The organism is Paraperibacillus esterisolvens, assembly GCF_046237625.1.
In the GTDB taxonomy this organism is placed as follows: Bacteria; Bacillota; Bacilli; order Bacillales; family DSM-1321; genus Paraperibacillus; species Paraperibacillus esterisolvens.
In genome coordinates, this window is the sequence record NZ_CP143545.1 from 2,968,289 (window position 1) to 2,981,980 (window position 13,692).

11 protein-coding genes are annotated in these 13,692 nt (G+C 47.3%); 1 reads left to right on the forward strand and 10 read right to left on the reverse strand.

Annotation, left to right across the window (positions count from 1 at the left end):
• Positions 1-158: 158 nt before the first annotated feature.
• Positions 159-1,082 carry a Na/Pi symporter gene (locus V1501_RS15035; RefSeq protein WP_409289355.1) on the forward strand — a complete coding sequence of 308 codons (924 nt, stop codon included), beginning with the start codon at positions 159-161 and terminating at the stop codon, positions 1,080-1,082.
• A gap of 43 nt (positions 1,083-1,125) precedes the next feature.
• Here V1501_RS15035 and deoC read toward each other — a convergent pair whose 3' ends face one another.
• From deoC to lepA, 10 genes are all read right to left on the reverse strand, one after another.
• Positions 1,126-1,797 (reverse strand): deoxyribose-phosphate aldolase, encoded by a 672-nt coding sequence (gene deoC / locus V1501_RS15040; protein WP_409289357.1) that lies wholly within the window; start codon positions 1,795-1,797, stop codon positions 1,126-1,128.
• Between the two features lie 129 nt (positions 1,798-1,926).
• Complete coding sequence (gene mtaB, locus V1501_RS15045; protein WP_409289359.1) at positions 1,927-3,276, reverse strand: tRNA (N(6)-L-threonylcarbamoyladenosine(37)-C(2))-methylthiotransferase MtaB; 1,350 nt, start codon at positions 3,274-3,276, stop codon at positions 1,927-1,929.
• A gap of 5 nt (positions 3,277-3,281) precedes the next feature.
• Positions 3,282-4,034 carry a 16S rRNA (uracil(1498)-N(3))-methyltransferase gene (locus tag V1501_RS15050; protein ID WP_409289361.1) on the reverse strand — a complete coding sequence of 251 codons (753 nt, stop codon included), beginning with the start codon at positions 4,032-4,034 and terminating at the stop codon, positions 3,282-3,284.
• A gap of 83 nt (positions 4,035-4,117) precedes the next feature.
• A complete protein-coding gene (gene prmA / locus V1501_RS15055; RefSeq protein ID WP_409289363.1) occupies positions 4,118-5,053 on the reverse strand; it encodes a 50S ribosomal protein L11 methyltransferase in 936 nt (311 codons plus the stop codon).
• Positions 5,054-5,076: 23 nt separating this feature from the next.
• Positions 5,077-6,201, reverse strand: a complete 1,125-nt coding sequence (gene dnaJ, locus V1501_RS15060) for a molecular chaperone DnaJ (protein ID WP_409289365.1) — start codon at positions 6,199-6,201, stop codon at positions 5,077-5,079.
• A 684-nt stretch (positions 6,202-6,885) separates the two neighbouring features.
• Positions 6,886-8,718 (reverse strand): molecular chaperone DnaK, encoded by a 1,833-nt coding sequence (gene dnaK / locus V1501_RS15065; protein WP_409289367.1) that lies wholly within the window; start codon positions 8,716-8,718, stop codon positions 6,886-6,888.
• A 34-nt stretch (positions 8,719-8,752) separates the two neighbouring features.
• Positions 8,753-9,340, reverse strand: a complete 588-nt coding sequence (gene grpE / locus V1501_RS15070; RefSeq protein ID WP_409289368.1) for a nucleotide exchange factor GrpE — start codon at positions 9,338-9,340, stop codon at positions 8,753-8,755.
• 110 nt (positions 9,341-9,450) lie between these two features.
• Positions 9,451-10,482: a heat-inducible transcriptional repressor HrcA gene (gene hrcA / locus V1501_RS15075; RefSeq protein ID WP_409289369.1), complete on the reverse strand. Its 1,032-nt coding sequence runs from the start codon at positions 10,480-10,482 to the stop codon at positions 9,451-9,453.
• A gap of 96 nt (positions 10,483-10,578) precedes the next feature.
• Complete coding sequence (gene hemW / locus V1501_RS15080) at positions 10,579-11,715, reverse strand: radical SAM family heme chaperone HemW (RefSeq protein WP_409289371.1); 1,137 nt, start codon at positions 11,713-11,715, stop codon at positions 10,579-10,581.
• Between the two features lie 73 nt (positions 11,716-11,788).
• The gene (gene lepA / locus V1501_RS15085; protein WP_409293391.1) at positions 11,789-13,627 is read right to left on the reverse strand and encodes a translation elongation factor 4; all 1,839 of its coding nucleotides are present in this window, start codon (positions 13,625-13,627) and stop codon (positions 11,789-11,791) included.
• Positions 13,628-13,692: the final 65 nt, after the last annotated feature.

Consider the following 13,692-nt stretch of genomic DNA (forward strand, 5'->3'; position numbering starts at 1 on the left):
ATATACATCATGTACTTAACAAGTATAATATAATAGCATTTGCAGGTCAACTACTAAAGAAGATAATAGTGGCTCTGCCGAACATTTTTTATTAAATTAATTTGGAGGCATGTCCGCCCCGCCCCTTCCATATAATTCGGCAAGGGGGTGTACGTTAAATGAGAGAGATTTTGGCCTTTTCCATCTTCCTGCTGATCTTCCTGTCAGGAATGTCCATTCTGCGGATCGGCCTGTTCAACGCTTCCGGCGAAAAGCTGAAGCGGTTCTTGGAACGGACAACAAAAACCCCTGTCAAAGGGTTTTTTATGGGAATCATCATAACAGGCATCCTGCAAAGCAGTTCTGCCGTAATGGTCATGACAATCGGACTCGTATCCTCGGGGAGCCTTACCTTCTCAAAGACCATCGGCATCATACTCGGTACGAATGTCGGCTCAACCTTCACGACTGAATTCATGGCCATCCCTTTAGAGAAGTGGGCTGTGCCAGGCGCCCTGCTCGGGGCTGTACTCTGGCTGTTCCCCCATATTATTTGCAAAAGCACCGGGACCACATTGATTGGCTTGAGCTTTGTCATCACAGCCATCAACGGATTTAAGAATCTGGCCGGTCCTGTTTCGTCCCTCGATTCTGTCCAAAAGCTGCTGACAGGGATGGAAGATAATCTCTTCCTCGCTCTCTGCACCGGAATGGTCATTACTGCCATCATTCACTCCAGCTCGGCCATGACAGGGATCGCCATGGGCTTTTTGGCAGCCGGTCAGATGGATATCCAGGCCGGAATCGCGATTATGCTGGGATCAAACATCGGCACCTGCATCACGGCTTATATGGCTGCCTTTGGGGCGGGAAAAGAAGCCCGCTTTACTTCCTATGCCCATATCTGGCTTAACTTGATTGGGGCAGCGTTATTTTACCCTTTAATTCCTGCCCTTGAAAAGCTTGTCTCTGCCCTGACCGAGGAAAAGGACTTAATGCTTGCCCATGCCAGTGTCATCTTCAATGTTGCTGTCTCATTGGCTGCACTTCCGTTTACAGATAAATTCACTGCATTGATCCTAAGATTTCATAACAAAAAATAAAAAGCTTATCCAGCCGGACGTAAACCAGTGGATAAGCTTTCTTTTAATAATCCGATTCTGCAGTCAAGCCGGACAGGATGGCCGGTCCGGCGCTGGCACCGATTCGATTAGCTCCGGCCTTCACCATTCTCAGCGCATCCTCTGTACTCCGGATACCACCGGAAGCTTTAACCCCGATATCAGGACCGACCGTCTTCCGCATGAGTTCAATATCCTCAATCACAGCCCCTCCGGTTGAAAATCCGGTGGACGTTTTGACGAAGCTGGCACCTGCTTTAACGGCGAGCTCGCATGCCCTTACCTTTTCTTCCTGGGTCAATAGGCTGGTCTCGATGATGACCTTGGTGAGCGCCTGTGCTCCCGCAGCATCCACTACCGCCTTAATATCACGTAAAACCAATTCATCATTTTTATCCCTAAGGGCGCCGATATTAATAACCATATCCACTTCCCCCGCGCCATTTTTAACAGCGTCTGCCGTCTCAAAGCTTTTTGTTTCAGGTGTGGCGGCCCCAAGAGGAAAACCGATTACCGTGCAAACCTTCACTTCGGAATCCTTTAGGATATCTGCACAGAGCGCCACCCACGCAGGGTTCACGCAGACAGAGAAAAATCCATAGTCCCTGGCTTCCTGGCACAATTTCCTGATTTCAGCCTCTGTCACCTGCGGCTTCAAGGCTGTATGATCAATCAGCTTAGCAATATCATGTTTCATGGAACGGCCCCCTTGATCGTTTAATAAGGCTGGCTGACCCGGCTTTTAGCCCAGATCAGGCTGGAGGACTGGACTTACTCCTGCTGATATGGTCCGGTGCATCAAGTCCTTTTGGACAGCCTTATTTCATTATACGACAGCTTTCTCAATCTCTTCCACTTCATCTGCTACGCGGAGAAATTCTCCTTCATTATAAGGGTAACCTGCCTGTGTTATTTTTACTCTGACCAATTTTCCGATCATGTCTTCGTTCGCAGGAATTACGACCTTCAGATAATTATCGGTATAGCCCACATACAGGCTGCCGTTTTCTTCTTCATTGAATTTCTCTTCCGGTATGATTTCGAGAACTTCGCCTTCAAATTGGGAAGCATATTCTTTGGCAAGCTGGTCTGAAAGAGCAATCAAACGATGGACACGTTCATTTTTCACTTCTTCATCAATCTGTCCATCCATCCGCGCAGCCGGCGTTCCTGTCCGTTTGGAATAAGGAAATACATGGAGCTCGGAGAACCTGTGTGCTTTGATAAAATCATAGGTTTCCATAAATTCTTCTTCTGTCTCACCAGGAAAACCGACAATAACATCCGAAGTCAAAGCAAGGCCGGGCAGTGCTTCCCGGAGCCTGGCAAGGCGTTCAGCAAATGCTTCCATTGTATATTTCCGCCGCATTCTCTTCAATACGGAATTAGATCCGGATTGAAGAGGCACATGAAGATGCCTTACTACCTTTTTCGATTCTTTAAGAACTTCAATGACTTCATCTGAAATCTGGCTGGCCTCTATAGAGGAAATCCGGATTCTTTTTAACCCTTTAACTTCCTCAAGATCCTTAAGGAGCATGGCAAGATTATAGTCTTTTAAATCCTCCCCATAACCTCCCGTATGAATGCCGGTAAGTACTATTTCCTTATAGCCGGCGTTTACCAGCTGCTCTGCCTGCCTGATGACTTCCTCGGGATTCCTGGACCTCATTAAGCCGCGTGCCCACGGGATGATGCAGAAGGTACAGAAATTATTGCAGCCTTCTTGTATCTTTAGGGATGCACGGGTCCGGTCTGTAAATGCCGGAACATCCAATTCCTCATACACCCTCGATTTCATGATGTTGCCTACACCATTAATAGGCTGACGCTCTTCTTTGAATTGTTCAATATAATCTAGCATCTTAACCCTGTCTTGTGTTCCAACTACGATATCAACACCAGGAATGGCCATTATTTCTGCGGGTGAAGTCTGGGCATAACAGCCTGTTACGCAGATAACTGCATCCGGATTCTTCCTTATGGCCCTCCTGATCACCTGGCGGCTCTTTTTATCTCCTGTATTGGTTACGGTACAAGTATTGACCACATAGACATCTGCTGTTGATTCATATTCCACCCGGTCATAGCCGGCACCTTTAAATAACTGCCAGATAGCCTCGGTTTCATAGTGGTTAACCTTACACCCTAAGGTATGAAACGCTACTGTTGCCAAATGAATCACCTCATTAATTCTGTATGATAGGAAATGGCGGAAAGGGCATAAAGCGGGGCTGTTTCAGTCCTTAGTATCCTCGGCCCCAGGCCGCATGCCAAAAATCCGGCTTCCTTCAGCTTCATTATTTCTTCAGGCGTAAAGCCGCCCTCCGGCCCAAAAACCATAAAAATGGAGTCATGGTCATTCAGCCGGTTTAAAACCTGTGATAGTACGGTAGATTCACCCTGCTTAGCTTCTTCTTCATAAGCTATCAGCTTGTGCGGGTAGGTTTCAGACACCTTCAATAATTCACTGAACCTGATCGGGCTGTGAACCTCAGGCATTGCTGCCCTGTGGGATTGTTCTGCCGCTTCTTTTGCTATCTTCTGAAGCCTTTCCTGCTTCTTAGCCGCTTTTTTGTCATCCCACTTGACAACGGAGCGGGCTGCAACAAAAGGGACAAATTCAGCTGCTCCAAGCTCGGTCCCTTTTTGCACGATATAATCCAATTTATCCCCTTTGGGCAGGCCGCTGGCAATTGCCACTTTCACAGGCATTTCCTTGCTTTCATCCTTCCATTCTATAATGGAGCCTGCAATGCTTTCATTAGCAATTTCTGTAATTTCCACCAGGGCAGTTTTATCCCTGCCGGCCACACATAAAATTTTATCGCCAGGCTTTCCACGGAGTACATTCGCCAGATGATGAAAATCATCGCCTGATATGAATACACTACCGTCCTTTATATTTTCCTCAGAGATAAAGTAACGCTGCATCTGCAACCCTTCCTTCGCAATTAATGCGTCCTGCTGAATCTCAATAAAAAGAAAGCAGAGGAAGGCCCTCCACTTCCCCTTATTTATTTCTTTGCAATGATGGCAACCCAATCATCCATCTGTATCGTTTCTTCTATTTCAAAGCCGCATGAAAGGAGTTCTTCCTTCACTTCGTCTTTTTTCTGCCTGATAATACCTGAGGCTATAAAATAACCGCCAGGCTTCACTACCTCAATAACATCCCTGGCAAAGCGGATGATTACCTCAGCCAAAATATTGGCCACCACCACGTCTGCCTGTTCTGAAATGCCATCCACCAGGTTATTCTGCGAAACATTCACGACGTGCTGGACTTTGTTCAGCTTCACATTCAGCTTTGCAGCCTGTACAGCTACATCATCCAGATCCAATGCTTCAACGCGGCGTGCGCCAAGCAGAGCGGCAGCAATACTTAGGACACCTGAGCCCGTTCCAACATCGACAACCATATCATCTTCCTGCACTGTTCTCTCGAGGGACTGAATACACATGACTGTAGTCGGGTGGGTGCCTGTTCCAAATGCCATCCCTGGATCGAGTTCTATGATCAGCTCATCAGTATTCACAGGTGAATACTCTTCCCAAGTAGGCACAATGGTAAATCGGTCTGAAATTTTCACTGGATTATAATATTTCTTCCAGGCCGTTGCCCACTCTTCTTCATTTACTTCGCTGATGGTAATCTGGTTCCTGCCCAGGTCAATATCATAAAGCAGGAGGCTGTTGATGGCTTCCTTTATTTCTTCAACCGCCTCGCCAAGAAAGCTGTTAACCGGCAGATAGGCTTTTACGATGACACCTTCTTCAGGATAATCATTTTTATTGAGCTGGTAGATTTCACCGAATCTGTCTTCTCGCTCTTTATATAACTCGGAAGGATCTTCTATAACGACGCCGCTCGCACCTGCTTCATGCAGGACGTTAGAGACAGGCTCCACTGCTTCGTTTGTTGTATGGATTGAGATTTCCGACCATTTCATTTTTCTACCAGCTCCTAAATAAATTAATCTCCCTTGATGGCCCGTTTCACTTTTGCAAAAAAGCCCTCTTCTTGCTCATCAGGCGTATTCTGCCCGCTTAATTCCGCAAATTCCCTAAGCAGCTGTTTCTGCCTGTCGGTCAGTTTGGTCGGTGTCACAACGCGTATCGTAATATGCTGGTCTCCCTGCCCATAACCCCTGACATTTGGCACACCCTTGCCCTTTAATCGGAATGTCTTTCCGTTCTGTGTTCCTGCCGGTATCTTCAAGCTGACTCTGCCATGCAGGGTTGGAACAAGAATTTCATCCCCAAGTGATGCCTGGACCACAGTGACCGGCATTTCACACAGGATATCGTCTCCCCTGCGTTTAAAGAATTCGTGTCCCCTGACCTGGAATACTACGTATAAATCTCCTGGAGGTCCTCCATTCACACCCGGTTCACCCTGGCCGGAAACACGGAGCTGCTGTCCGTCATCTATACCAGCAGGGATGTTGACATGAATTTTCTTGCGCTTGGTGACTGTTCCCTCTCCGCCGCAAGTCGAGCATTTGTGAGGAATGATCTTCCCGGTTCCCTGACAATGGTTACACACACGCCGGTTGACTATCTTGCCGAATGGCGTATTCTGTTCTACATTCAGCTGGCCAGATCCATGACAGTGCGAGCAGGTTTCTGGCTTGGTTCCCGGTTTAGCTCCAGTCCCAAAGCATGTTTCACACTCTTCGTCCCGCGGAATTTCAATGTCCGTTTCCTTGCCAAAAACGGCCTCTTCAAATTGAAGGGTCATGGTGTACTGCAGATCACTGCCCTGGCGCGGAGCGTTAGGATCCCTTCTGCGGCCCCCGCCGCCAAAAAAGGTACTGAATATATCTTCAAAACCGCCAAAGCCGCCAAAGTCAGCACCGCCAAAGCCGCCGCCCATGTTAGGGTCGGTGTGGCCGAACTGATCGTAATGCGCCTTTTTCTGGTCATCGCTTAATACTTCATAAGCTTCCTTGATTTCCTTAAACTTATCAGCAGCATCCGCTTCCTTATTTATATCAGGATGATACTTTTTGGAAAGCTTGCGATAGGCTTTTTTCACTTCATCCTTTGAAGCACCCTTGCCCACTCCCAGGACTTCATAATGATCTCGTTTGCTCATTTATTTACTCACTCCAGATTCTTCACATAAAGATTATTTTATCATTCGGACTAACAGCAATGCAATAAGGAATAATGGCGGCCTCTGCATAAGTAACTTAAGGAATGGAATCACCGCGCCGCGGGCGGGCGATTGTCCCTCTCCCATCTGGCACGCTGCACGCCAGGTCTCTGCCGGGAAAACCGCAGGCACCGGTTCAGGCTTTTCTTGATGTCCAGCCTTCTCCTGTGACCTTCGAGTCATAAGCCGTCCGATCTGTGGAAAGGAAACCCTCTTTCCACCGCCCGGCCGTCTTATGCTTGTCAGGTCTCTGCCGGGAAAACCGCCGGCATCGGTTCAGGCTTTTCTTGATGTCCAGCCTTCTCCTGTGACCTTCGAGTCATAAGCCGTCCGATCTGTGGAAAGGAAACCCTCTTTCCACCGCCCGGCCGTCTTATGCTTGTCAGGTCGCTGCCGGGAAAACCGCCGGCACCGGTTCAGGCTTTTCTTGATGTCTAGCCTTCTCCTGAGACCTTCGAGTCATAAGCCGTCCGATCTGTGGAAAGGAAACCCTCTTTCCACCGCCCGGCCGTCTTATGCTTGTCAGGTCGCTGCCGGGAAAACCGCCGGCACCGGTTCAGGCTTTTCTATTAAAAAAAGCCAAAGTCAAGATATCCTGACTTTGACTTTTTTCGATTGAATCTATTACTTGTCGTCTTTAACTTCTGTGTATTCGGCATCGACGATGTTGTCATCGTCATTTGAGCCGGCGCCTGGACCTGCCTGGCCTTCAGCCTGCTGTGCTTTGGCTGCTTCTTCATATAGCTTCACAGTAAGATTTTGAACGATTTCCTGAAGTGCATCCTTTTTCTCGCGGATTTCATTCAGGTCATTCTTTTCAATCGCTGCTTTAAGAGCTTCTTTTGCTTCCTCTGCCTTTGCAGTTTCCGCTTCATCCACTTTGCCTTCCAGATCTTTCATTGTTTTTTCAGTCTGGAATACGAGCTGGTCTGCTTCATTGCGAAGCTCCACTTCTTCTTTGCGCTGCTTGTCGGCATCTGCGTTTTCTTCTGCTTCGCGGACCATGCGCTGAATTTCATCTTCTGAAAGTCCTGAAGAAGATTTAATGGTGATGGTCTGTTCTTTGTTTGTACCAAGATCTTTGGCTCGTACGCTTACAATACCATTTTTATCGATATCAAAGGATACTTCGATCTGAGGTACTCCGCGCGGTGCCGGCGGAATGTCGCTCAATTGGAAACGTCCAAGCGTCTTGTTGTCGGCAGCCATTGGGCGTTCACCCTGAAGCACATGGATATCAACGGCTGTCTGGCTGTCAGCGGCAGTTGAAAATACCTGTGATTTGCTTGTAGGGATAGTTGTATTTCTGTCGATCAGTTTAGTGAAAACTCCACCCATTGTTTCAATGCCAAGTGATAGAGGCGTTACATCCAGAAGGACAACATCCTTAACATCTCCTGTAAGTACTCCGCCCTGGATAGCAGCACCCATCGCCACTACTTCATCCGGATTTACACCTTTGCTCGGCTCTTTTCCAACAGCCTTGCGGATTGCTTCCTGGACAGCAGGGATACGGGTAGAACCGCCTACGAGGATAACTTTATCTATTTCAGCAGGAGTCAAGCCGGCATCTTTCATAGCCTGGCGGGTTGGACCCATAGTACGCTCTACAAGGCTTGAAGAGATTTCATCAAACTTGGCGCGTGAAAGAGTAACCTCAAGGTGAAGAGGACCTGCATCGCCAGCCGTGATGAATGGCAGTGAAATCTGTGTGGAAGTCACACCTGAAAGATCTTTCTTAGCCTTTTCAGCAGCATCTTTCAAACGCTGAAGGGCCATTTTATCCTTGGAAAGATCAATTCCATTTTCTTTTCTGAACTGCTCTACTAAATAATCGATGATTACCTGGTCAAAGTCATCTCCGCCAAGCTTGTTATCACCGGCAGTTGCTTTAACTTCAAACACGCCGTCCCCAAGTTCAAGGATGGATACATCAAAAGTACCGCCGCCCAGGTCAAATACAAGGATGGTCTGGTCTTCGTCCATTTTATCAAGGCCGTATGCAAGAGCTGCGGCAGTAGGCTCATTGATGATACGTTCCACTTCAAGGCCCGCAATCTGTCCTGCATCTTTAGTTGCCTGTCTTTCGGCATCATTGAAGTAAGCCGGAACAGTGATAACCGCTTTTGTCACTTTCTCGCCAAGGTATTCTTCCGCATAGCCCTTCAGGTATTGAAGGATGATAGCAGAAACTTCCTGCGGGGAATATTCCTTGCCTTCAATCGTTTCCTTATGGGAAGTACCCATGTGGCGCTTGATTGAAATGATGGTATTCGGGTTGGTGATAGACTGGCGTTTAGCTACTTCCCCAACCTGGCGCTCCCCATTCTTGAATGCTACAACGGATGGAGTGGTGCGGTTGCCCTCCGGATTTGGTATTACCTTTGGTTCTCCGCCTTCTAACACGGAAACACATGAGTTTGTGGTTCCTAAGTCAATTCCGATAATTTTGCTCATGTTTGATGGCCTCCCTGAATTTTTATGTAACCATTTACTGGTTTACTTTCACCATTGAAGGGCGAATGACACGGTCTTTCAACATATACCCTTTTTGGAATTCATCTACAACAATGTTGGATTCGAATTCTGCATCTTCAACCTGCATGACCGCCTGGTGGAGATGCGGGTCAAACGGCTTGCCTGCTGCTTCGATTGGCTCAACGCCTTCTTTCTTGAGTGCGTCAAGGATGCCATTGTAAATCATCTGCATGCCTTGAAGGAGAGTTTTTGTCTGCTCGCTCTCCGCTTCAATGCTCATTGCACGCTCAAGATTGTCAAGTGCAGGAAGCAGATCAGTGACCAGGCTTTGTGCCCTGTACTTGCTGGCTGCTTCCTGGTCAAGCCTTGCACGCCGTCTGGAATTGTCAAAATCAGCCTGCAGGCGCAGATAACGGTTATCCAGTTCTTCTATTTTAGCTTCCAGCTCTGCTATTTGCTTATCGGCAGCCCCTGTGTCGTTGCCGGTTTCACCAGCTTCTTCCGGTGCAGCCGCCTCATCAAATATCACTTCAGCCTGCTCTGCTGTTTCATTGGAAGCGTCAGTTTCGGATGGGTTTGCATTTTTTCGTTCTTCTGTCATGAATTTCACCTCCCTAAAAGTGTAACATATGCTGCGGTTTATACAATCAAAGAGACATCCGCGCACTGCCTCTTAGGCATGCGGCAGCGGGCGGCCCTCAGGAGCCGCGGTCAATTGTTCTGATACAGCCTGGTCAGCAATGATGATAAATCATGTGAAAATAGATCAAGCAGGCTGATCACTCTTGCATATTCCATTCTCGTTGGCCCCAGGATGGCGATGGTACCGACCTTTTCGTGGCCAATCGAGTATGATGCCGTGATCAGGCTGCAATTTTCCATGGCGCTGACCTCGTTTTCCCTTCCGATCTTAACATGAATGCCGGCAGGTGATCTTCCGATAAGGTCATACATGCCCTTTTCATGGTCAATCATGGAAAGGAGTGCTGTTATTTTATTGATATCATGGAACTCCGGCTGCTGAAGCATATTGGTCTTCCCGCCAAAAAACAGCTTTTCATGTCCCGGCAGATCGAGCGACTGCACCATGAGCTGGATGACCTCGTCATAGCTTTTGATATGCCTGCTGAGCAGAACAGCAACTTCCCGGTATATTTTATCCTTAAGGTCGACAAGGGAAACCCCAATCAGCCGTTCATTGAGGATATTGACCATTTTTTCTATATCCATCACCTCAAGGCCTGGCGGTATGGAAATCATTTTATTTTCCACATGGCCGGTATCCGTCACAATGATGGCGATAGCCGTTTCATTATTTAACGGGACAATCTGAAGGCGCCGGAGTTTGTTTTCCGAGACCCCCGGTCCCAGTACAATTGTAGTATAGCTGGTCAGGTCAGACAGGATTTTTGCTGACTTTTGAACAATCTTTTCAAGTTCGTAAATCTTCTCGGCAAAAACCGATTTCAACACCTGTATATCATTAATTTTAAGTTTATGCGGTGACAAAAGATGGTCTACATAATACCTGTATCCTTTTTCGGAAGGCACCCTTCCAGAAGACGTGTGAGTCTTTTCAAGAAAACCCAGCTCCTCAAGGTCCGCCATCTCATTGCGGATAGTCGCTGAGCTGAAAGTGATTTCTTCTTTTTTGGATAAACTTCGGGAACCTACTGGCTGTGCGGAGCGGATAAAATCATCTATGATAACTTGCAGGATTAACAATTGGCGTTCTGTTAACATTCATGATCACCCCTGTTAGCACTCTGTCTTATCGAGTGCTAATTCTACATAATAAATTATCAAAACAACTAAATCATGTCAACGTTTTAAGTTCTCCTACTTAAGAAAAGATTGAAAAACTTCATTGCCCAGGAATTTCCCCTGCTGTGTGAGCCGGATCCTGCCATTTTCAGAAACAAGCCTGCCCAGTTTCTTTTCCTTTTCGATCTCTTCCCCAAAGACATCCATCATTGGCTTTCTGAACTTTTCATAAAAACCTTCAATCGATACTCCCTGGGTTTTACGCAGCCCCAAAAACATTTCTTCCTCCATCTGTTCTCTAACGGTGACTGGATTTTCTTCAATGACAGGGAGCCTGTTTTCCTTAAGGGGAGCAAAGTATTTTTTCAAAGGACCAAAATTCGCTCTCCTGGTTTTGGATAGATAACTGTGCGCGCCGGCACCAAAACCATAATAAGCCTCATTATTCCAGTATGTCAGATTATGCCTGCTTTCATAGCCGGGCTTTGCAAAATTGCTGATTTCATACTGCCTGTACCCGTGTTTTTCCATTTCCTCCATGAGGACTTCAAACATGGCTGCCTCCGATTCCTGCGGCGGGAGGGACAGTCTGCCCTTTTGCATCAGGTTATAGAAGACAGTTTTAGGCTCAATGATCAGGGAATACCCAGAGAAATGAGGCAGGTCAAGAGTCATGGCCGTCCTTAAAGTTTCCTGGAAATCCTCAAGAGTCTGTCCCGGCAGGGCGTAAATCAAGTCGATGCTGATGTTTTCAAAGCCGGCGGTCCTGGCTTTTTCGATCGTTGAAAACACATCCTTGGCACAGTGGGTTCTACCTATTTTCTTCAGCAACTCGTCATTGAAGCTCTGAACTCCGAAGCTCAGCCTGTTCACTCCATTTTCCTTTAATACTGCAAGCTTTTCTTCTGATAAATCGCCGGGATTTGCTTCGAAGGTGTATTCTACTTCAGACGGCTCAAAGGGAAGAGTACTGCTGACAGCCCCGCACAGCTCGGCAAGCTGTCCCGCATTCAGGGAAGTAGGGGTGCCGCCGCCAACGAAAATGGTGTTGAGTCTATCTGTAGGGAATTCCCTCAGTGTCAGCTCCATCTCCTTTTTAAGCAAACTCAAATATTCGCCAACCGGCTGATTTTTCAGGAAGACCTTATTAAAATCACAGTAATGGCAGATATGTTCGCAAAAAGGGATGTGTATATAAGCGGAAGATATCATGTGTCTTTCACATCCTGTTTTATTGATAGTAAAAAAGAGGCTAGCTGGACTCGGCCCACTAACCTCTTGCTGTTTATTTCTTTGTGCTGCCGCTGTCATCCATTTTCAGCACGGCCATGAAAGCCTCCTGCGGAACCTCGACAGAACCGACGGATTTCATCCGCTTTTTACCTTCTTTCTGTTTCTCAAGAAGTTTTCGTTTACGGGAAATGTCTCCGCCGTAGCATTTAGCCAGTACATTTTTCCGCATTGCGCTGATGGTGGACCGGGCAACGATTTTCTGCCCGATGGCAGCCTGAATCGGTACCTCAAACTGCTGTCTAGGAATCAATGTCTTCAATTTATCGACGATCACTTTGCCGCGTTCGTAGGCGAAGTCCCTGTGAACGATAAAGCTGAGTGCATCCACGTTCTCCCCGTTCAGTAGAATATCCATTTTGACAAGCCTTGATTCCTTATAGCCGATCAGCTCATAGTCGAAGGATGCATATCCTTTCGTGCTTGACTTCAGCTGGTCGAAGAAATCATAAACGATTTCTGACAATGGAATTTCATAGACGATGCTTACACGGTTCTCATCAAGATATTCCATGTTCATGAAGTCGCCGCGCTTATTCTGGCAAAGCTCCATTATTGCACCGACATAATCCTTAGGGGCCATCATGCTTGCCTTGACATAAGGCTCTTCAACCCGCTGAATCTTCTGTGGATCAGGCATCGCTGATGGATTGTCGACATTCAGCTCGGCGCCGTCTGTCATGACTACATGATAGATTACACTTGGTGCCGTGGTGATCAGGTCTATCTTGAATTCACGCTCGATACGCTCCTGAATGATCTCCATATGGAGAAGTCCAAGGAAACCACAGCGGAAACCGAAGCCAAGGGCCTGGGATGTTTCTGCCTCAAATTGCAGGGCAGAATCATTCAATTCCAGCTTTTCAAGCGCATCCCGAAGGTCATTGAATCTCGCCGAGTCGATCGGATAGAGACCGCAATATACCATCGGATTGAGCTTCCTGTATCCAGGCAGCGGCTCTGCAGCACCATTCTTGGCGGATGTAATGGTATCCCCGACCCTTGTATCGCCTACGTTCTTGATGGATGCAGCAAGATAGCCGACATCTCCGACTGTAAGCTCCTGCCGCGGGGTGGCTTTTGGAGTGGAAACTCCTATTTCGTTCACTTCGAATTCCTTGCCAGTGGCCATCATCCTGATTTTATCTCCAACCTTGACGGATCCCTCAACAATACGGATATACGTTACCACTCCGCGATAAGGGTCATACATGGAATCAAAGATAAGAGCTTTAAGCGGTGCATCCGGGTCCCCTTCAGGTGCCGGCACTTTTTCAACGATCTGTTCCAGGATTTCTTCAATCCCGATGCCAGCCTTGGCAGAGGCAAGGACTGCTTCAGAGGCATCAAGCCCGATAACATCCTCTATCTCACCGCGGACTCTCTCCGGATCAGCACTTGGCAGATCGATTTTATTGATGACAGGCACAATCTCCAGGTCATTATCAAGTGCCAGGTATACATTTGCAAGAGTCTGCGCTTCAATCCCCTGGGCCGCATCGACCACCAGGATGGCTCCCTCACAGGCTGCAAGGCTCCTTGATACCTCGTATGTGAAATCCACATGCCCCGGGGTGTCAATCAGGTGGAAGGTATAAACCTCCCCATCCCTGGCTTTATACTCAAGCTGCACGGCATTAAGTTTAATGGTAATACCACGCTCACGTTCAAGGTCCATGGAATCCAGGAGCTGATCCTTCATCTCACGGGAAGTGAGGGCATTCGTCTTTTCAAGAATGCGGTCAGCAAGCGTAGATTTTCCATGGTCAATATGAGCAATGATAGAAAAGTTCCGAATCTTTGATTGTCTATTTAGTTTCTCTTCTCTGTTCATCATTTCACTCCTGTTAACGGCAGAAATACACTATTTTTGATTATATCAGCCCAAATTGCAATAGT